Origin of the sequence: Mycobacterium sp. E2327, from assembly GCF_001672675.1 — a bacterium.
GTDB lineage: Bacteria > Actinomycetota > Actinomycetes > Mycobacteriales > Mycobacteriaceae > Mycobacterium.
The window spans coordinates 1-17,983 of sequence record NZ_LZKE01000041.1 but is presented as its reverse complement, the minus strand read 5'-3'; the positions used below and the strand labels follow the sequence as shown (position 1 = coordinate 17,983).

At 64.3% G+C, this 17,983-nt stretch carries 17 protein-coding genes; 4 read left to right on the top strand and 13 right to left on the bottom strand.

From position 1 onward, the window contains the following. Positions 1-371: 371 nt before the first annotated feature. Positions 372-1,535: a cytochrome P450 gene (locus A5712_RS05230; protein WP_068102176.1), complete on the top strand. Its 1,164-nt coding sequence runs from the start codon at positions 372-374 to the stop codon at positions 1,533-1,535. On the opposite strand, the gene A5712_RS05225 is transcribed toward A5712_RS05230, so the two are convergent. The 6 genes from A5712_RS05225 to A5712_RS05200 all read right to left on the bottom strand — a co-directional run bounded on the left by A5712_RS05225 (position 1,450) and on the right by A5712_RS05200 (position 8,780). After that, positions 1,450-2,907: an NAD(P)/FAD-dependent oxidoreductase gene (locus tag A5712_RS05225; protein ID WP_068102172.1), complete on the bottom strand. Its 1,458-nt coding sequence runs from the start codon at positions 2,905-2,907 to the stop codon at positions 1,450-1,452. The two genes, A5712_RS05230 and A5712_RS05225, sit on opposite strands and share 86 nt — an antisense overlap. Before the next feature lie 6 nt (positions 2,908-2,913). Further along, positions 2,914-3,705, bottom strand: coding sequence for a hypothetical protein (locus A5712_RS05220; RefSeq protein ID WP_068102170.1), 792 nt, complete (start codon positions 3,703-3,705; stop codon positions 2,914-2,916). A gap of 34 nt (positions 3,706-3,739) precedes the next feature. Further along, a complete protein-coding gene (locus tag A5712_RS05215) occupies positions 3,740-5,317 on the bottom strand; it encodes an NAD(P)/FAD-dependent oxidoreductase (RefSeq protein ID WP_068102168.1) in 1,578 nt (525 codons plus the stop codon). Positions 5,318-5,457: 140 nt separating this feature from the next. Then, positions 5,458-6,282, bottom strand: a complete 825-nt coding sequence (locus A5712_RS05210) for a hypothetical protein (protein ID WP_156766426.1) — start codon at positions 6,280-6,282, stop codon at positions 5,458-5,460. Positions 6,283-6,321: 39 nt separating this feature from the next. Further along, on the bottom strand, positions 6,322-7,674 hold the full coding sequence (locus A5712_RS05205) for an NAD(P)/FAD-dependent oxidoreductase (RefSeq protein WP_068102162.1): 1,353 nt from the start codon (positions 7,672-7,674) through the stop codon (positions 6,322-6,324). Further along, positions 7,671-8,780, bottom strand: coding sequence for a spirocyclase AveC family protein (locus tag A5712_RS05200; protein WP_068102158.1), 1,110 nt, complete (start codon positions 8,778-8,780; stop codon positions 7,671-7,673). Before A5712_RS05200 ends, A5712_RS05205 begins: the two co-directional genes overlap by 4 nt. Before the next feature lie 78 nt (positions 8,781-8,858). On the opposite strand from A5712_RS05200, the gene A5712_RS05195 reads away from it, so the two are divergent. Continuing rightward, positions 8,859-9,479 carry a TetR/AcrR family transcriptional regulator gene (locus tag A5712_RS05195; RefSeq protein ID WP_068102156.1) on the top strand — a complete coding sequence of 207 codons (621 nt, stop codon included), beginning with the start codon at positions 8,859-8,861 and terminating at the stop codon, positions 9,477-9,479. On the opposite strand, the gene A5712_RS05190 is transcribed toward A5712_RS05195, so the two are convergent. The 4 genes from A5712_RS05190 to A5712_RS05175 form a co-directional block, all read right to left on the bottom strand. After that, on the bottom strand, positions 9,436-10,695 hold the full coding sequence (locus A5712_RS05190; RefSeq protein WP_082973278.1) for a phosphotransferase: 1,260 nt from the start codon (positions 10,693-10,695) through the stop codon (positions 9,436-9,438). The genes A5712_RS05195 and A5712_RS05190 overlap by 44 nt on opposite strands. A 105-nt stretch (positions 10,696-10,800) precedes the next feature. Further along, positions 10,801-11,559 carry a hypothetical protein gene (locus A5712_RS05185; protein WP_156766424.1) on the bottom strand — a complete coding sequence of 253 codons (759 nt, stop codon included), beginning with the start codon at positions 11,557-11,559 and terminating at the stop codon, positions 10,801-10,803. 122 nt (positions 11,560-11,681) lie between these two features. After that, positions 11,682-12,305: a TetR/AcrR family transcriptional regulator gene (locus tag A5712_RS05180; protein WP_068102152.1), complete on the bottom strand. Its 624-nt coding sequence runs from the start codon at positions 12,303-12,305 to the stop codon at positions 11,682-11,684. Positions 12,306-12,370: 65 nt separating this feature from the next. Next, positions 12,371-13,192: an enoyl-CoA hydratase/isomerase family protein gene (locus A5712_RS05175; RefSeq protein WP_068102151.1), complete on the bottom strand. Its 822-nt coding sequence runs from the start codon at positions 13,190-13,192 to the stop codon at positions 12,371-12,373. A 410-nt stretch (positions 13,193-13,602) separates the two neighbouring features. Here A5712_RS05175 and A5712_RS31220 point away from each other — a divergent pair, with 410 nt between their 5' ends. Further along, positions 13,603-13,770, top strand: coding sequence for a hypothetical protein (locus tag A5712_RS31220; RefSeq protein WP_197519297.1), 168 nt, complete (start codon positions 13,603-13,605; stop codon positions 13,768-13,770). Positions 13,771-13,772: 2 nt separating this feature from the next. Further along, positions 13,773-15,083 carry an NAD(P)/FAD-dependent oxidoreductase gene (locus tag A5712_RS05170; protein WP_068102149.1) on the top strand — a complete coding sequence of 437 codons (1,311 nt, stop codon included), beginning with the start codon at positions 13,773-13,775 and terminating at the stop codon, positions 15,081-15,083. A 1-nt stretch (position 15,084) separates the two neighbouring features. Here the strand turns inward: A5712_RS05170 and A5712_RS05165 are convergent, their stop codons facing one another. From A5712_RS05165 to A5712_RS31215, 3 genes are all read right to left on the bottom strand, one after another. Next, positions 15,085-16,506, bottom strand: coding sequence for a cytochrome P450 (locus A5712_RS05165; protein ID WP_068102146.1), 1,422 nt, complete (start codon positions 16,504-16,506; stop codon positions 15,085-15,087). 76 nt (positions 16,507-16,582) lie between these two features. Then, positions 16,583-17,323 carry a hypothetical protein gene (locus A5712_RS05160; RefSeq protein ID WP_068102144.1) on the bottom strand — a complete coding sequence of 247 codons (741 nt, stop codon included), beginning with the start codon at positions 17,321-17,323 and terminating at the stop codon, positions 16,583-16,585. Between the two features lie 171 nt (positions 17,324-17,494). Further along, the coding region (locus tag A5712_RS31215; RefSeq protein ID WP_369830360.1) for a phytoene desaturase family protein at positions 17,495-17,983 on the bottom strand (489 nt) is incomplete at its 5' end.

The window sequence follows — 17,983 nt, the reverse complement described above, 5'->3', positions numbered from 1 at the left end:
AAGCGTTGGGGGAGAGGTTAGTCGGTGTTGCATGTCTTCCGTCTTCGAGGGTGCGTTAACGTCCATTTACGCATTTTCCTCCGCGGTTGGCAGGGGTTTGGCGACGCTCTGTGAACATCCGCGATTATTTTGAGACAGTACGGCTATTAATTCTGCCTGTCAACGGTGCCAACGCGTTGGCGGACGTCGATTCGCAGCGGTTTCGAGCCGCGATCGCTCAGGGTTGAATGCATCAGCTGAGCCGATCGCTGGTGTGATATAGCTCACATTAATTCTATTAGATCCGTGTGGGATAGGTAGGTACAGCGGCACTAAAACGGAACTATTATTTAACGTTGGTTAACTCAGGTTTCGAGGCCGGAGGAACAATCATGGACGTCGTCTGCCCCACGCTGCCGGCGATGGAATCCTTGCCCTTCGCGCACGACCGCGAGACGGCTTGGCACATGCTCCTGGCGTCCGGCAAAGTCGCGGTGTCCGATGCCGGCGTCTACTTCCTCAGCGGCGCGGACGTCGTCGAGGCGGCGGCCACCAATCCGGAGTTGTTTTCCTCGCAGGGCGCATTCGAAGTGCTTGGCAGCCCCTTCCCCTTGGTGCCGATCGCCTTCGATCCGCCGGAACACAGCCGCTTCCGCAGGGTGCTGGACAAGTTCTTCGGTCCGCGTCGGATGGCCGAGCGCGCCCCCGAGTTGCGTAGGCAGGTGGCCGAGCTGATCGATCAAATCGGGTCTTCGGGCGGTAGCTGCGATGTCATGAGTGCACTCGCCATTCCGTTTCCTTCCCAGGTCTTCTTGACGCTTTTCGGGCTGCCGCTTGGCGACCGTGACCTGCTGATCGGTTGGAAGGACGCCGTTTTGGAATTTACCGCCGCGGGCGGATCTACACCGTCGCCGGAGACCCTGACCAGAGCCGGCGAACTGGTGGCATATCTGAACGGTCACCTTGCCGATCGCCGCGGCGGCGATGGTGATGACCTGCTGAGCAAATTGCTTGCGGACTCGAGCGACGGCGCGCTGAACGAGCACGAACTGATCGGGCTGTGCTTCTTGTTCGTGCTTGCTGGGCTGGACACGGTAACCGCCGCCACGGGATTCGCCCTTTACGAGCTGGCCCGCAACCCGGCTTTGCGGGCCAACGTGATTGCCGACGACGAAGCGGTCGGCCACTTCATCGAAGAGGTCTTGCGCATCGACCCGCCGGTCCCCTACGTTCCCCGGGTCACGACGGCCGAGGTCACCGTCGCAGGGGTGAGGATCCCCGCCGGGTCAACGTGTTGGCTGGGGCTGGGCACCGCCAACCGTGATCCGGAGCGATACGAGGACCCCGACGCCATCCACCCAAATCGAAGCAACCACTTCGGGTTCGGCCGGGGCCCGCACCGTTGCCTGGGTTCACATTTGGCTCGCTTGGAACTGCGCCTGATCATCGAGGAATGGAACCGGCGGATCCCTAGGTACTCGGTGCTGCGCGAGCCCACGGTTGGGTGGCCGTGCGGGACGCTCCACTTCCAGGAACTGCACTTGCAAATCGGCTGATTTGGGCCCTGCCGGCCGACACCACGTTGGCCTTTGGCGCCAACAGGGAGTTGACGATTCGGTTGGCCGCCTCCTGGCCGCTGACCAACGCGCCATTGAGTCCGGATATCCGGTCTAAATCGGACGCGAACTGGACTCGCGCGGTCCAATCGAGGCGCTTCTGAAAATCGGCGATCCGCGCAAACCGGCCCTTGTCCATGACCGGGACGGATTCGGGCCAGCGCGCGACGGCATGCTCCTCGAGGGAGTCCACCACATCACCGTAGTAGCGACGAGCGCGGCCGAGCGCGTACTCCAATACGTCCTCGTCGCTGAGATTCAATGTGCGCTCTAGGTATTCGTGAGACAGCAGGACAGTCAGCAGGCCCTTGCCCTCGGGCGCGCGGCCGGGTGCCTTGGCGTGGTCGGCGATCACGGCGATGGTGTCGGGGTCCTCGTGCGGCGACACCATGTAATAGGTCGCGGGGTCGTTGGGGCGCTGCGACAACCCGAGGCAGATGCTGCCAAGCCGGCGGTAGCGGGTGGTCTCGTACAACCCTCGGTGGTTTTCGTCCATCTGGGGGAACATCGCGAGCGCGTACTGGGCTTGGGTGGCGATGACGCAGGCATCGAAGGATTCCGTTTGTTGGGCCCCGCCTCCGGGTGTGAAGGTGACCTCAACGGCGGGTCCGGTGTCCGCGACGTTGGCCACCGGGTGTCCTAGCCGGACCCGCAGCCGTCGGGCGAGTTCTTCGGGGAGTCCGCTCACTCCGGGGCGGAGGTTGTACATCGTGCTGACGAGCATGTTGCGTATCGTCCAGAGCAGCAAGGCGATCGAGGTATCGGCGTCGTCGGCGACCCAGGTGCTGCTGACCAGTGGGCGGCCGGCCCATTGGAGCAGTTCCTCGTTGAGTTCGCGACGGAAATACTCGCGGACGGTCTCGGTGTCCAGCTGGGCGACCTGGTCGTAGGTGTGGTAGCCGAGGCTGCCCCTGGCCTCGACCATGGGTCTGACCAACTTCAGGGCCTTGAGCTTGCTGCGCGCCGACAAGGCACGGGTGGTCAAACCGGTGCGCAGCAGCTTGCCGTAGTCGAGCAGGTGCTTGTCACCCCGTTTCGGCATCACACCCCATACTGGAACTTCGGTAAACAGGGGACCGAGGCCGACTTCGTGGATCAGGTCGATCGATTCACGATAGGTACCGAGGTAGAAGGCGGCGCCCAGGTCCATGATGTAGTCGCCCTTGCGCACCGTCCATACGCGGCCGCCGACTCGGTCGCGCGCTTCGAATACGGTGACGTCAAAGCCGCGTTGTTGCAGTCGATACGCCGCTGTCAGCCCGGCCAGCCCGGCGCCGACGACCGCGACTGTTCCCTTGGGTTCGCTCGACATGGAGCCTTACCGCACCGGGCGATTCGTCTGGCCGACCAGTTCGGGGCCGACTGCCTCGAACTTGGCCGCAGCCACCGTGCCTTCCGCGGAGCCACGCTGCGCCTGCTCGTCCTCCCTGATGGCTCGCAGTAGCAGCACGACCATCACGACGAACCAGCAGAAGTAGACGCACAGTGGGACCCACCACGCGAAGAGCCCGTTCCACGCCAGCGGGCCCGTCTTGAAGAACGGGATGATCGCCGCGGGCACCCAGATCATCGACACCCAGATGTTGAAATAGCCGGCCCAGCGTGGAAATACGGGCTTGGCGCCCTTGTCGAGCAGGATCGCGACGCCCAGTGATGCGACTTGGATGCAGGCCGAGGAGATGATCCCCAGGAACATCAACCAGGCCATGTCGTTGAGCATCTGGACGATTTCGGGACTCCACTCGTGCAGCCGGTACAGCGCGGTCTGCCAGATAGCAAAGGGCACCAGGAACTCGACGCACAACAAGCCGCCCGAGACCAGTTGCGACTCGGCAAGAACGGACCGCACGCCTTCCATCCGGCGCATCTGGGCGGCGATCACCGCGCAGAACGGCACCAGGAGCGCACAGGAAAATAGGCTGATCACCAGCCCAAGCCGGATCACGTTGGTGTGCTCGCCGAACTGAGCGACGAGCGCCGCGCGTGACTTGGCGGGGCTCGGCGGCGGGATGAAGTGGCACAGGAACGCGAACGCCGACGCCCAGATGACGATCATGATCGGGCCGCACCATACGCAGAGCCGTTGGGCCGTCACGTTCATGTTGGCCATCACCGGTCCTCCCTATTCACGTCGAATTGCCTTGTCATGACTGCTCTTGGCGGAGCGCGTGCTGGGCAGCCAGCCGTCCCGGCCACCCGACCACCCCGCCGCTCGGGTGCGTGCCGGCACCCGTCTGGAACAGGCCCTTGATGGGGGTGTCGTAACCACCGAGGCCGGGTGCCGGGCGGTTCTTGCCCATCCGGGTGACCAGCATGTCGACGTGGAAGTAGGCACCCGCCGGTGCGGCGAAGCGGTTCTCCAGATCCTGCGGTGTCGACACGATCCGTCCGATCTCGGTCTCGAGGCCACCGAGGAAGCGCAGGCTCGACTTCCAGATCTGTTCGGTGTAGGCGTCCTTATTGACGTCCCACCCGTTGCTCGGGTAGGCGGGCACGTTCGAGTGCAGGTAGAGCACGTCGCCCTCGGCCGACGCGATCGATCGATCCGGAGCGGACAAGATCGCCATGTAGACCGGCGGAGTGTCCACGTTGACCCCTCGCTTCATCGCGTACATCTGCTCGATGTGGTCCTCGAGGGTCCCGGTCATGAAGGTGGTGGTGCGAATGTCCTCCCCGTCACGCTTGGCCCGGGCCGCCTCGGCCTTCGGATAACCGATGCGACCGGCCGTCGCGACGTCGATCTTGAACGCGGCGGCGTTGACCGAATTCGCCGGGATGAGAGCGACTTTGGTCCGGTCTTCGCGGCTCAGCTGCTCCTGCGGGACGAGCTTGCCTAGGGTGACTTGTGACGCTGCGTTTGAGACCACCCCGCGCCGGGCGGCGAGCTCGCTGCCGTCCTCGAGCAGGACTCCGGTCGCGCGTCCGGCGTCGACGCGGATTTGCTTGACCCCGTTGCCCAGCCGTACGATGCCGCCGTGGCTCTCCAGCTTGCCTTTGAACGCCTCGACCAGGTTCGTCATCCCGCCGCGGGGCCGCTGGACGCCGAGATGGCGATGCACGCCGGCGAATCCCAGGAAGTAGGCGCCCGAGCCGACTGAGTCCGCCGGACCCACCATGGACGACCAGTAGGCCCACAGGCCACGCATGGCGTCGGATTCAAAGGTCTCCGAAATCAGCTCGAATACGTTCAGCGCCAACATGCTTCCCAGGAAGCGGCGGGTGGCGCGATCGGGGCGATGCCTGAGCAGGTACTTGGCGAAATCGAGCTTGCCCCACGCGGAGGGGTCCTGGACCGTGAGGACATCGATGAGGTCCATCACCCAGTCGATCGGTCCCCGAAGCTGCTCGTAGGTGCGCGCGTCCTTCGGGGAGAAGTAGCGGATGTCTTCGAGCGTGCGCGCGAAATCGCCCCACAGCAGCAGCGTGTCGCCGTCCTCGTTCATCCAGCCGTACGGGTGGGCAAGCGGCACGGTGTCATAACCGAACTCGGCCAGTCGCATCTGGCGGGCCAGCGGCGTCTGCGCCATGAAGAGGTCGTCCATCGCTCCGATGCTCAGCTTGTGCTCGGGCGCATCCTGCAGGTACGGATAGCTCGCCGAAAGACCACCGAGCACCGGCAGCCGCTCGACGACGCATACGGACCGGCCCTGCTCGGCGAGGGTCGCCGCCGCGCAGAGCCCGTTGTGCCCCGCCCCCACCACAATGTAATCGAACGTTTCCATATCTAGAATCCTAGGCCAGTCGGGATCGGGTAGTAAGGGCTTCGAAATGATCGGCTTCCTGCCGCGTATTTAGCTGCATTCATCGCTGGCTTCTCCCGGCTGACCGGGCTGACAGACATAACGATCGTTCTAAACGCGGACTAGGTGTGTGCCAACGCATGCTTTGGGTCTTCGGTGGATGTTTCGAAGGTTTGTGGAGGCAGCAGGCGCCATTGGCCGGTACCGATTCGGATAAGGGCGTCGATCGCGATCAGGCCCAGGACCATGCTCAGCACCGCGGCCGCCATTCGGACACCGCTGGGCATGTCGGTGTTGGTGATCGCGAAGTACGGCATCGCCAGTACCCACGAGGTCATATAGGTCGCGAACGGCACGAACACCAGCAACAACTGCCGCGCGCCGGTGAAGAACCACGACAGCCGAACGACCACCACGGCGCCGAACAGCGCGCCCAGGCTGTTGATCACCAACCAACTGACCGGGAAACCACCGATCGCGAAGGGCTGGTCCCCGTAGTAGACGTACAGCTTAGCGCTCAGCATCGGTAACTCCAGCAGGACGTTGAGCACGCCGAAAGTGGCGATCCCGCACCACATCGCGCGGCGGCTGGCGCCGCGCCTGAACGCCAGCGCCATCACATACGCCAGCCCACCGAAAAAGACCACGTACGCTAGCACCACCCACACCGGCACGCCTCTGCCGAAGGCGGTATAGCCGAGCACCCCATCGAGGGGGAAGAAGCAATGGCCCAGCACGTCGACCGTGGCTTCGTTGAACGAGCAGACGTAACCACCGACCAACACGAGGAGGAAGGCCGGCGAGCCGGATCGTCTCCAATCGACCAGGGCGGCAACCACAAAGGCCGCCACGACCACGGTGAGGACGGCGGTGATGATCGTCTGCGCCGTGGTTGGGGTGGTCATCTCCCAGGGTGGCTGAGCGATCGCGAGTACCGAGCTTGTCATCGCGTCCTTTCCTCCTTTGCGAAAACCGATGAGCTGCGACTAGCGAACGCCCGCAGACACTTTGTCGGCGAACAACGCCGACACACGCGCGGCCGCCTCCTTGCCGCTGACGAGGCCTCCGTTGAGCCCCGGGATGCGGTCCAGGTCGCTGGCGAACTGCACCCGAGCATTGCGGTCGATCTTCTTGCGGAAGTCGGCAATTCGCTTGAATCGACCCTTATCGAGCACCGGAACGGATTCCGGCCAGCGGAACAGTGCGTGCTGCTCCAGGTCGCCGGGAAGCTTGCCGTAGTAGTACTTGACCCGTTCCAGCGCATGGTCGATCAGGTAGTCGTCGTCGCGGTCGTCGGTCCGGTCGAGGTAGGCGGGGGATAGCAGCACCGAGATGAGGCCCTTGCCGGCCGGCGCCCGGCCCGGGGCCTTGTTGTGGTCGGCAATGACGGCAATGGTGTCCGGATCGTCGTAGGGGGAGACCATGGAGAAGGTTCCGGGATCGTCGGGCCGTGCCGAAAATGCAAGCGACACATTGCCCAATCTGTGGTAGCGGGCCGTCTCGTAGAGATCGCGGTGGTTCTCGTCCATCTGCGGATACATGCCCAGCGCGGGTTGGGCCGTCGTCGCTATGACCGCGGTGTCGAATGTCTCGGTCTGTTCCCCGGACGACGGCGTCTCGTAGGTGACCTCGACGGCGGAACCGTTGTCGGTGACGTTGGTGACGGTGTGCTCGAGCCTGGTTTCGACCAGCGTCGCCAGCTTCATCGGCAGCCCGGCCACGCCGGAGGTCAGGTTGAACACCGATTTGACCAACATGTTGCGCACTGTCCAGTGCAGCAAAGCCACTGAGGTGTCGTGGTCCTCGTGGACCCACGTACCGCTGACCAGTGGCGCGGCTACGTAGCGGGCGAGCTCCTCGTTGAGCACCCGGTGGCTGTAGTCGTAGACGGTCTCGTCGTCGATCTCGGCGAGGCCGTCATAGGTGTCGTAGCCCAGGCTCGCCCGGTGCTTGAAGACATCCGCGAACAGACGCAGCGCTTTGATCTTGGCCGGCCAGGAAATGACGTGCGTGCTCAGGCTCGCCCGGATCGGCTTTGCCAGATCGAGATAGTGTTGCTTGCCTTGCCGCGGCATCCCGAAAATCACCGGCGTTTCGACGAATTCGTCCGTCAAGCCGACCTCGTGGATCATCGCGACCGCCTCGCGGTAGGTCCCCAAATACACCGCGGTACCCAGGTCCATTACGAAGTCGCCCTTGCGCACCGTCCAGATTCGCCCGCCCACTCGGTCGCGGGTCTCCAACACGGTGACGTGGAAACCGGCTTTCATCAGCTCGTAAGCGGCGGCCATGCCGGCGATGCCACCCCCGATCACCGCGGCCTTGCTGTGCTGTGTCATCGATGCCTTTCTGGTAGGAGCTCGGGCCGATCCGGTGCCGATTGACGCGAGATTGGCAGCTTCGGATCGGGACAGTTGAAGGCGGTCGTGGGGCCACACACCCCACCGTTGCGCCATGCCCGTTCGATGTGCGGCTGGGGCATTGGACCTGAGTGCAAGGCGTAGAAACCATAGGGGAAATTGAAGGCGATCAGGATCGCCAACTGTGCCGCGCCGGCGATCGCGCAAAACCTCGCGAAGGTCTTGACCCCTTCGCGGTTGAACTTCAGATTGTCGATGCCGCGTTCAGGCCAGGACCGGCCACGGTCATCGCGGAAGAAGTGCAGGCAACTCAAGATGATGAACGTCCCGGGCCAGCTCAGCGGTTCGTAGAGCGGGAATTGGTGATCGGTGCCGGCAAACAACGTCAGCCACGGGATCGTCGACGAGTAGCTGATCAGCCCAGTCCTGGTCATGATCAGCTCGACGATGAAATCGCCGACGATCATCACCAGATAGGTCTGCACGATGAGCCGAAATACGCTGCGGGACGGATCTTTTCTGCGTTGGTAAGTCATGTACCGGGACCCGGCGTAGCCCGACATCGCGCACATCCACAGGTAGGCGGTGAAGTACACCATCGGCACCGGGATCAATTGCCCGTTGCCCGAGCTCCAACCCGGGATGTGCGGTAGCCAACTGCCGAAGTTAACGAACGTCGTGGCGTACTGGAATTGGTAAACGGTCCAATCGATCCAGGGCTCTTGGAAGAACATCAACCAACCGGCGAGGAAGAACAGGCCGTCAAAACTGAATCGGCCGGTGCGCAGCTTCGGCCCGATGACGAAGTGCCACAAGATCCAGCCGGTGATGCAAATCCCAAAGTTCACTTCGACGCAGCGAACCAGGACTACGTACCACGTGGGCTCTTGACCCCGGCCGAGCGTGTTGGGCGTGAAGTCGCCGCTGACGACCCACATGGTCCAGCAGTAGGCGATCAGGGCGAGCCACAGCAAGCCGTGCACGATCCAGACCTTCGCCCATGTCCGCTGAGCGGCCACGGGATCCGGGCCCGCCGCGTCAACCTCGACCAGCCTCGTCGCCGTTAACGGGCGTTCATCGAGCATGTGACGACGGTAACAGACTAATCTGTCAATGAACAGATACTTATCTGTTTTCGGACAGAATCGTCGTACACTTCGGGGGTGTCCAGTGCGATCAGACGCCGCCCGAGGACGAATCAGCAGCGTGTCGAGGAATCGACACTCGCCCTGATCGCCTCGGCGATCCAGCTGTTCGCCCGCCAGGGCTACGAACGCACCACCGCAGTGGAGATCGGCATCAACGCCGGATTCAGCCGCAACATGGTCCGTGACCGTTACGGTTCCAAAGAGGCGTTGCTGCAGTCGGTCTTCGACACCTTCGCCGAACTCCTGCTACCCGCCGTGCGGCGCGAGCGGGGCGGCACGGGCCTGGATCGCGTCCTGGGCCAGCTCGACGATCTCTTGGGCGCGGTCGAGCGGGAACCCGAAACGATGCGGGCGATGATCGTGCTCACCTTCGAGACTCCCGCCGCGTTGCAGAACTTTTCCGGTTGGTTCGACACGCTGATCGCCGAGTATGAGGCCGAACTCGCTGACCACCTCGCGGCAGGGCAGGCGGACGGCTCGGTGAGAAACGGCCTCGATCCGGCCCGCGAGGCCGAAATCTTCGTGTCGTACGCGATCGGCCTGTGCTTCAGGTCGGCCCTGCGCCGCGACGGGTACGACTTCGTTGGGGAGATCAGAGCCTGGCGTGTCCGGCTTGCGCAGCACTTGTCGGTCTGAAACGTCTGGACGCGGCCGGAGACTGCTCCAAGGCGCCGAACGAATCCAGGTCGTCGATCATGCTCGTCATGCGCTCGAGGTTGGCCAGCGATACTTCGTCGGGCTGCATCGCCGGCTGGAGCCGGCCGGCGCCAATGGTGTACAGCCAGAACACCAGGCCGTGGAAGGCCTGTTGGCGATATGCCAGCCACGCTTCCTCGAAGGAGAGCGCGGGGCCGCCCGCCGCATGCAGGCGGTCGACGTACAACTCGATGAGCTCCCGCTCCCACGCGCGCCGATCATCGACGGTCAAAGCGGAACTGAGCGCGTAGGCGACATCAAGGGCCCACACGCCGCGACTGATCAGCTGCCAGTCGTAAAGGCCCATTCCGCCGTCGGGGGTCAGATACCAGTTGCGGGAATGCACATCGGAATGCAGCAGTGTGTTCGGTGCCGATTTGTGCATCGCCAGGGAGGTCATCGTAGCCGGGAAGACGTCGGCCCGGCGACGACGGAACCCGGCGGGGAAGACCGACGCCGCACGGTCGAAGCCGATCAGGGTCCGACGCGGAAAGTCGATCGTCCCGTTGACGTCGCTTTGCCACGTGTAAGCGTCCTTGACGAGCGCCAGGTCACCGGCGAAGCGCGGGCTCTCCCAGAGAGTTCCGTGGACGGTGGCCAAGGTGGTGACGATCGATTCGGCCCGCGTTCGGTCGATGTAGTGCTTCGTCGGGTCGCCAAAAGTCGCGTTTCTAGAGCTCGCGACGTCTTCCATCAGGAACATCGAGCGTCCGGATCTGTTGTCCACCGCCATGTAGTAGCCACGGGGGGCCTCGATGTCGAGGGTGGGCCGGATGCGGTCGTAGAACAGCGCTTCGCAGGTCAATGCAGCCGACGGGACGGTGACGGCTCGGGAGGTGAACTTGGGCGTCGACTTGGTGAACACCGACGTCGGAAGCCCGGCTCGGCGGCCGACATCGTTGTAGCCGATGCTCAGCACTCGCCTGGTTGTGGACCCGTCGCTTCCCGATGCGGTCGAGACCGCGGTGACCCATGCCCCCGGCTGTCCGCGGCACAAAGCGGCCGTCAGCCACTCAGGTGTCAGCGCGTCCACCGATGGTGGGATTTCGGCAAGGGTAGTGGGTCGCGGCCTGCGCAAACGCTCGTTGACGATGTGCAGGCCGATCCGGCCCAGTTGGCCGGCGACCCTGATCTTCTGGGTGAGCGACTCGGGCATGAGGGTCTTCTTTCGCGATGGCGAGAGCGATCGTGTTATTGATACAAGTTATATCAAAATTATGGCTCCGCAAATATGTCCGCCGTGCGCGCTCGTGAGGAGCGACTACTCGTGATGCCAGCCGGCGTGCGCCGCCGCGGGTGCTGAGCCGGGGAGGGCCGAAATGCGAGCCTGGTCGCGGTGAATCGCCCGGCGCAACACGATGAAGTTGACGATGAAAAAGCCACTGAAGACGACGACCGGGATCCAGATGCCGAACAGGCCGTTCCACGCGAACGGGCCTTTGTGGAAAAAGAACAGCAGCTGATCGGGCAGGAGCGTCAGCGCCAGCCAGCCGTTGGTGTATCCGCACCATCGCGGAAAAACGGGCTCCGCGCTCTTGTCGCACAGCGATGCGACCATCACCGAGAGCGGCATGGCCAGGTATATGGTTACGCCACCGAGGAATTGCAGCCATGACATGTCGTTCATCAGGTAGATCAGCTCGTCGCGGCGGTCGGGGCGGAAGGCCGCGGTCAACCACCAGATCGCGGGATAGAAGGTCAGCGCCATGTTGCCGGCCCCGCCGAGGAGAAAGGTGTAGGTCAGTACCCCGGCGGTGCCCTCGATGCGCGCGATGAACTGGGATGTCACCGCGACGAACGGGATGAAGATCAACGCCGAGACCATGACGACAAGCATGCCGATGCGGATGCGCGTGTAGTCGCCGTGGTAGAGCGCGGCGATCTGGGCGGCATCGGCCGAAGGGGCCGTCGGTGGCAAGAACCCGGCTATCGCGCCCCAGCCGATGAACAGGGCGGCCAGATAGCCGATGGCACACCAGACGCCAAACATCTGGATTCGTGATTTGGTCAGCGGTTCCATCGGCATCTCCTCGGGGGTTCGCCCGTGGCCGCCGCGACGAATAGGGCACGCCTGCGAGCGCATCTTCTGCGCGAAGGGTATCCCGGTTAACGAACGTTTACAAGATCGGACCGGGTCATGCCTCAGGCGGAACGAGGTCTCTTTTGCCGAACGCTCTTTGGTGCGGACGTGGCGCGCGCCGCGTCGGTGCCCAGCCACTCCAGCCCCTGCAGGGCCATCCCGGTCAGGATCTCATCGAGCCCGGCCGTCCTCAGCGACTTTTCGGGCCACATCGACACCGAGTCGATCAGTCCATGGGTCGCGTGAACGGCAGCGGTCAGCACGTCATTTGGCAGGTTCGGGTAGCAGGCATCGAGGCAATCCACCCACCGGTCGATGTAGCGCTTGATCCGGGCGCGCAACCTCGACCGGTACGCCTTGGGAATCGAATTGCGTTCCCTGGTCCATACGCTCATGAGTTCGCGCTCCTCGAGCGCCCGCTGCACGTGACCGCGCACCAGGTGCTCCAGCTCCTCGCGCGGATCGTCGAACTCGCCGCCCGTCGACATCAGCACCCGGTCGATCGCCTCGTCCAGCAGTGTCATCAGGATCTCGTCCTTGCCGCTGAAATAGCGATAGATCGCCGGCCCGGAGACGCCCGCCTTCTCGCCGATGAGATCCACCCCCACGCCGTCGAAGCCGCGCTCGTGGAATAGGTGCATCGCCGTGCGCAAGATCTGCTCTGAACGGTCGTTACGGTTGGCCATTCCTCAACGGTAGCGCAACTCGGTCAGTGAGCCCGGTATTCGACCGACCGGCGCAACGCAGCCTTTCAGCTCATCCGGTCCGGTGGCGTGCGTTCGGCCAGCCGCGGTGGCCGCTTCTCGGCGAACGCCCGGGTGGCCTCGGCGAAATCGGGCTGCTGCTGGAGCCAACCCTGCGTCTCCGCTTCGTAGTTCAGCTGGCTCGCGAACTCGGCTTCGAAGGTCCGACGGTGTGCCTCTTTGATCGCGCCGACGCTGACCGACAACTCGGCGAAACGCCCGGCCATCGCGACCGCGTCGCTCAGCGCCTCACCGTCCTCGGATAGGCGGTTCACCAGTCCCCAGTCACGCGCCTCAGCAGCCGACAGCCGCCCGCCCAGCAGTGCCAGTTCATTGGCTCGACCCAGCCCGACAACGCGGGGAAGCAGCCACGTCAGGCCCGCATCAGGCATCAGCCCAATCTTCGCGAACGACAACTCGAATCGTGCCGACACAGCGGCGACGCGCAGGTCACACGCCAGCGTCAGCGACACCCCCGCGCCGGCCGCCACGCCATTGATCGCCGCGATGATGGGTACCTGTAGCGACCGCATGGTCATCACCAGTGGGTTCCATGCCTCCAGGAGTACCTGCCGGGCGTTGCCCACATCGCCGGAAATGTCTGCGCCCGCACAGAATCCGCGGCCGGCGCCCGTGAGTACGACAGCGCGGATGCGACTGTCGGCCTCCAACTCGAGGAAAGCCGACCGCAGGATGTCACCGGTCTCCGGGGTGACCGCGTTGAGTCGCGCCGGCCGGTTGATCGTGATCACGCCCACGGTTCCATCGCGCTCGACGAGCACATCGGCGGTGGGTTGCGCGCGGTCGGCGGTGGGAATCGAAGATACCATCGGTTTTACCGTCCTAAGAACTGTCGGACATAGTCGTGCCACTGGACTTGCTGCAGGTCGCCATGGCAGTCCCGCGGCTTCCCGCTCGCCAGCGCGTGAAACAGGCTCTGGTGTCCGTCGTCGGCCACCGCTCACGTCTGTCTTCGCCATCTTGGCGGCGATTGCTCTTCTACCGACTGTTGTGCTGGATTATTTTGAGACAGTAAGTTTATAAATAAGGGTTGTCAACTATCGTTTACCAGAATCCGAGAGTGGCTAGGCCCGGAGTCCGGTCTTTCCGATCTCCGCTAGTAATCCGGGTCAAGACCATGTGTCACGAGGTACCGTGTCAAGACCACGGACCGACAACGATCGTTTACGCCGATGCAAGTCGAGCCGGGCCGCGTTTGGTGACCTGGAAAGGATGCGAAATGCTATCGCCACAGTCCAACCTCGAACCCCTGAAGCGCACTTTTTGGAGCGGGCACGTCGACGATGTCCTCCGGACGGTCCGTATCGACCTCATGGGCGTCGGCTCGCTGGCGGCCGTGCAGGAAAGGCCGCGCACCGCTCCGATCGCCGCGGCCAAGGTGGCCTGAGCATGCCGCGTTGCGCCGTCGTCGGAGCGGGCCTCGCCGGGCTGACGGCGGGCTATCGCCTCCAGCAGGCCGGCTGGCAGGTCGATGTCTTCGAAGCGACCAATTCGCCCGGTGGCAGGGTGCAGACTGTGCGGCGCGACGGCTACGCGATCGACACCGGCGCGTCGGCGCTCGGTTCGACGTACCATGGCTACCTGGAGCTGGCCCGCGAGCTCGGCATCGAAACCCGTGCCACCGCACCTTATATCGCCATCCGCCGGGCCGGCGCGACGCACCTGCTCGACATGAATCACATGGTGCGATCTGGGATGAAGACCGGCGTACTGTCGCTGAGCGCCAAACTGCGCGTCACGCGATTGGCGCTCGACGTGGCGCTGGCCAAAGCGCGCGGCCGGCTGGACTACGCCGACATGCGCAAGGCCGCGCCGATCGACACCGAGAGCGCTCGCACGTATGCGACGCGCGCGCTGTCGGCCGAGCTCGATAGTTACCTGTGCGAGCCGATCGTGCGCACCATGCTGATCGCCGACAGCGACAAGGTGTCCAAGGTGGAGTTGTTCTCCGGGATCGGCAACATCTTCACGGCCAAGATCCTTGCCGTCGCCGGTGGCCAAGGCAGGATGCCCGAGGCGCTGGCCGACCGCCTCAAGGTGCACCTACAGACGCCGGTCACCGAGGTGCGGCGCACCGAAAACCGTGTCCGGGTCAGCCATTCCGGGACGACGTCGGAGTACGACGCCTGCGTGGTCACTTGTCCGCTGCCCGAGGCAGCGGCGATCTGCGTCGACGATCGCGGCGTCCTTGACCCGCTTGCACACAGCCTGGGCTATACCCAATGCGTCAGCGTCGCGGTCGGAACCACCAGGCCACCTGATTGCCCCGCGTTTCTCCTGATGTTCCCGTCGGTGGAGGACCCCGACATCGCCCTGATGTTCCTCGATCACCACAAGGCGCCGGATCGGGCGCCCGCCGGACACGGCTTGCTGAGCTGCCTGTGGGAGACCGGCGCGTCCGAGCGAATGATCGACGCGCCCGACGAGCAGGCCGTCGATCACACCCTGGCCACCGTGTTCGAGGTGTTCCCCGAACTGCGCGGCACCGTCGAGTTCACCCACGTGACCCGGTGGAGAAGGGCGTTGCCGTTCACCCGGATCGGCGCCTACCAGGACATCGGGCGTCTGAACGCCCAACTCGATCCGGCGTCGCCGGTGCAGTACGCCGCCGACTTCATGTCGGCCGCCGGGCAGAACACCGCAGTCGAATTCGGAAGCCGCGCCGCGCGCAATCTGATTCGTGCGGCGGCGCGAGGCTGAATCAGCTGCGTGTCGACGCGGACGAGGCCGCCTTGACGGGCGTCGTCACCGGGCAACGGGGCATCTCGGCTAGTGCGGGTGACGCGGTCAGGGGGTCCCGCCTGGCTTGAACAACGATGCGCGCGCCGCGGTGCGGCACCAGGACGACATGCTTTACCTTCTGTCGTTCGCCTTTGGCCCTGGTGGTCTTCAGCTCAACCCGGCGCAGCACTTCGCGTAGCACGACCCGCATCTCGGCCATCGCGAACGTCGCACCGAGGCAGCGGCGATTGCCGCCGCCGAATGGCAGCCAGGTGGTGGGACTGAGGGTGGCTCCGAGCATCCGATCCGGGTCGAACCGGTCGGGCTCGGGATATTGCTTGGCACTACTGTGCACCAGCCCGATGCCCGGAGCGACCATCACACCGGCGGGCAGGCGATAGCCCGCCAGCTCCACCGGTTTCGTCAGGACCCGGCCGACGTCGAAAATCACCGGGCGAATCCGCAGCGTCTCCTTCGCGATCGCGTCGAGGTACTCGTCGCCCGCGGGATCGCCGGCCGCGCTCGCGTCGGCGGCGCATACCGCCTTCTCGAGTATGTCCGGATGGCGGATGAGTCGCTCCAGCGCCCACGACAGCGCCGTCGCGGTCGTGTCGTGCCCGGCGGTCAGCAGTGTCATGAGTTGGTCACGCAGCTCAGCGTCGGTCATCGTTCGGCCGTCGTCGTGGCTGGCGCGCACAAGCATCGCGAGCACATCGGTGCGCGCGGCGAGGTTGGAATCGGCGCGGCGATCGGCGATCTCGGCGTACAACAGCTGGTCGGCTTCGTCCATGCGCCGACGCACGTATCGCCAGGGGCGCCGGCGCTGCAGGTCGGGATTGGCGATCGCCAGCGAGGCCCACGACCCCAGGTTGAGCAGCTGCGGCATCACTGCCCGCAGCGAGGCCAGCCGGGCCGGATCGCTGGCCCCGATGACAGTCCGCAGAATCACCTCGAGCGTGATCTCCGACATTCGGGGCGCGACCGGGAACTCGGTTCCCACCGGCCAACGGGCAATGTTGGCCGCGGCGACCTCGGCCATCACAGCGGTCTGGCGCGCAACGGCCTCGCGCTGAAACGGGGCAATCATGAGACGACGACGGTCCCGGTGCAGGTCGCCGTCGATCACCAGCACTGAGCTCTCGCCCACAGCACCCGCCAGGATCGAGTTGGCCTCGCCGGCATGGTAAATGGCGGGATCACCGGCAAACACCGCCTTGATGTCGGCCGGATCGTCGAGGTAAACCAGCGTTCCCACCGACGCGACCCGGATCGTGAACACCTTGCCATAGCGGCGCCGACAGGCGGCCACGAAACGTGGCCAGTAGCGCAGCATGAGCATTGTCTGGATGGCCCTGGGGAGCGGGGGTCCGGGCGGCAACGGCGTCGGCCTAAATCCGCTCATAGTCGCAGCATACGAGTATCCGCAGCAGCGGCTAAAGGGCTTTTGAGAACCGGCTGGAGCGGGTTTCAGACTCAGGTCACCGATTGTGCACCGTGGGGAATTCGGCGGAATCGAGGATGCTCGCGCGTTCACGTCGAATGGCTTGACGCACGACCACGAAGTTGACGATGAAGAAGCCGCCGAACGCGGCGATAGGGATCCAGAATGCAAACAGGCCGTTCCACGCAAACGGGCCGCGGTGGAAAAAGAACAGCAACTGATCCGGCAAGATGGTCAGCGAAATCCAGCCGTTCGCGTAGCCGCACCAGCGTGGGAAAACAGGTTCCGCGCTTTTGTCACTCAGCGCGACAACCATCACGGACAGCGGCATGGCGAGGAACACCGTCACGCCGCCCACCAACTGAAGCCAGGCCGTGTCGTTCATCAGATAGACTAGTTCGGCGCCGCGATCCGGTCGGAAGGCGGCCGTTAACCACCAAATTGCCGGATAGAAGGTCAGTACCATGTTTCCCGCTGCGCCAAGCAGAAACGTGTACGCCAGCACACCGGCCGAACCCTCGATGCGCGCGATGAATTGAGACAGCACCGCCGCAAAGGGGATGAATATCAGCGCGGCGAGCATCAGCACGAGCATGCCGATGCGGATACGCGTGTGGTCACTGAGGTAGAGCGCAGCAATATGGCCGGCGTCGGCGGACGGCGCCGTAGGCGGTATGAACCCAGCAAAAGCACCGAAGCCGATAAACACGGTAGCGAGGTAGGCGATGCCGCACCACACTCCGAACATCTGGATGCGGGACTTTGTCAACGGGTCCATTGCTTTTCCTTTACCATCCCGCGAGGTGTGGCGAATGCTGACGGTGATATCCGTACAGTCATCCCTCGCCCGCTCCGTAGGCCAGCTCACCCCTGAGGCGTCTAGAAATTCGATTTAGTGAACGATCGTTAATACTGCCACGTTGCTCAATAGCCAGCAAGCGTCCAGCACCTACAGCGATTTCAGGACGGTGCGGGCGGTGGTCCGGCCGGCCCAGCCGTGCACGCCGCCCATCGGGTGCGCGCCCGCACCGGTGTGCCACGGGCCCGGGATGGGTGTGCGGTAGCCCGCCAGCGCCGCGGTCGGGCGATTGGGGCCCATCTGGTTCAGCGACATGTCGACGACCACGTAGCTGCCTTCGTGCGTCATGTCCCGCAGCTCGTCGGGACCCTTGACCCAGCTGCCGATGACGGCATCGGCGAATCCGGGCACCACCTCGTCGACCTTGCATATGGCCTGAGTGGCTAGCGGCTCGCGGTGCGACGCCCACGCGCTGCCGTCGGCGAAGGCCTGCGGGACCGCCGTGCAGAACAGATACATGGTGTCGCCGGCGCTGCTCGGCGGCACCTGCGAGCGGTCGAAGGCCGACGGCATCAGCGCCCACATCGGGGTCTCGGGCGGAATCGCGCCGTGCATCGCACCGTCGAGCGCGCGGTCGAC

Bases quoted from the DNA above. Each gene is read 5' to 3' on its own strand.
- A5712_RS05230 (WP_068102176.1), top strand. From the start codon at position 372: ATGGACGTCGTCTGCCCCACGCTGCCGGCGATGGAATCCTTGCCCTTC.
- A5712_RS05225 (WP_068102172.1), bottom strand. From the start codon at position 2,907: ATGTCGAGCGAACCCAAGGGAACAGTCGCGGTCGTCGGCGCCGGGCTG.
- A5712_RS05220 (WP_068102170.1), bottom strand. From the start codon at position 3,705: ATGGCCAACATGAACGTGACGGCCCAACGGCTCTGCGTATGGTGCGGC.
- A5712_RS05215 (WP_068102168.1), bottom strand. From the start codon at position 5,317: ATGGAAACGTTCGATTACATTGTGGTGGGGGCGGGGCACAACGGGCTC.
- A5712_RS05210 (WP_156766426.1), bottom strand. From the start codon at position 6,282: ATGACAAGCTCGGTACTCGCGATCGCTCAGCCACCCTGGGAGATGACC.
- A5712_RS05205 (WP_068102162.1), bottom strand. From the start codon at position 7,674: ATGACACAGCACAGCAAGGCCGCGGTGATCGGGGGTGGCATCGCCGGC.
- A5712_RS05200 (WP_068102158.1), bottom strand. From the start codon at position 8,780: ATGCTCGATGAACGCCCGTTAACGGCGACGAGGCTGGTCGAGGTTGAC.
- A5712_RS05190 (WP_082973278.1), bottom strand. From the start codon at position 10,695: ATGCCCGAGTCGCTCACCCAGAAGATCAGGGTCGCCGGCCAACTGGGC.
- A5712_RS05185 (WP_156766424.1), bottom strand. From the start codon at position 11,559: ATGGAACCGCTGACCAAATCACGAATCCAGATGTTTGGCGTCTGGTGT.
- A5712_RS05180 (WP_068102152.1), bottom strand. From the start codon at position 12,305: ATGGCCAACCGTAACGACCGTTCAGAGCAGATCTTGCGCACGGCGATG.
- A5712_RS05175 (WP_068102151.1), bottom strand. From the start codon at position 13,192: ATGGTATCTTCGATTCCCACCGCCGACCGCGCGCAACCCACCGCCGAT.
- A5712_RS31220 (WP_197519297.1), top strand. From the start codon at position 13,603: ATGCTATCGCCACAGTCCAACCTCGAACCCCTGAAGCGCACTTTTTGG.
- A5712_RS05170 (WP_068102149.1), top strand. From the start codon at position 13,773: ATGCCGCGTTGCGCCGTCGTCGGAGCGGGCCTCGCCGGGCTGACGGCG.
- A5712_RS05165 (WP_068102146.1), bottom strand. From the start codon at position 16,506: ATGAGCGGATTTAGGCCGACGCCGTTGCCGCCCGGACCCCCGCTCCCC.
- A5712_RS05160 (WP_068102144.1), bottom strand. From the start codon at position 17,323: ATGGACCCGTTGACAAAGTCCCGCATCCAGATGTTCGGAGTGTGGTGC.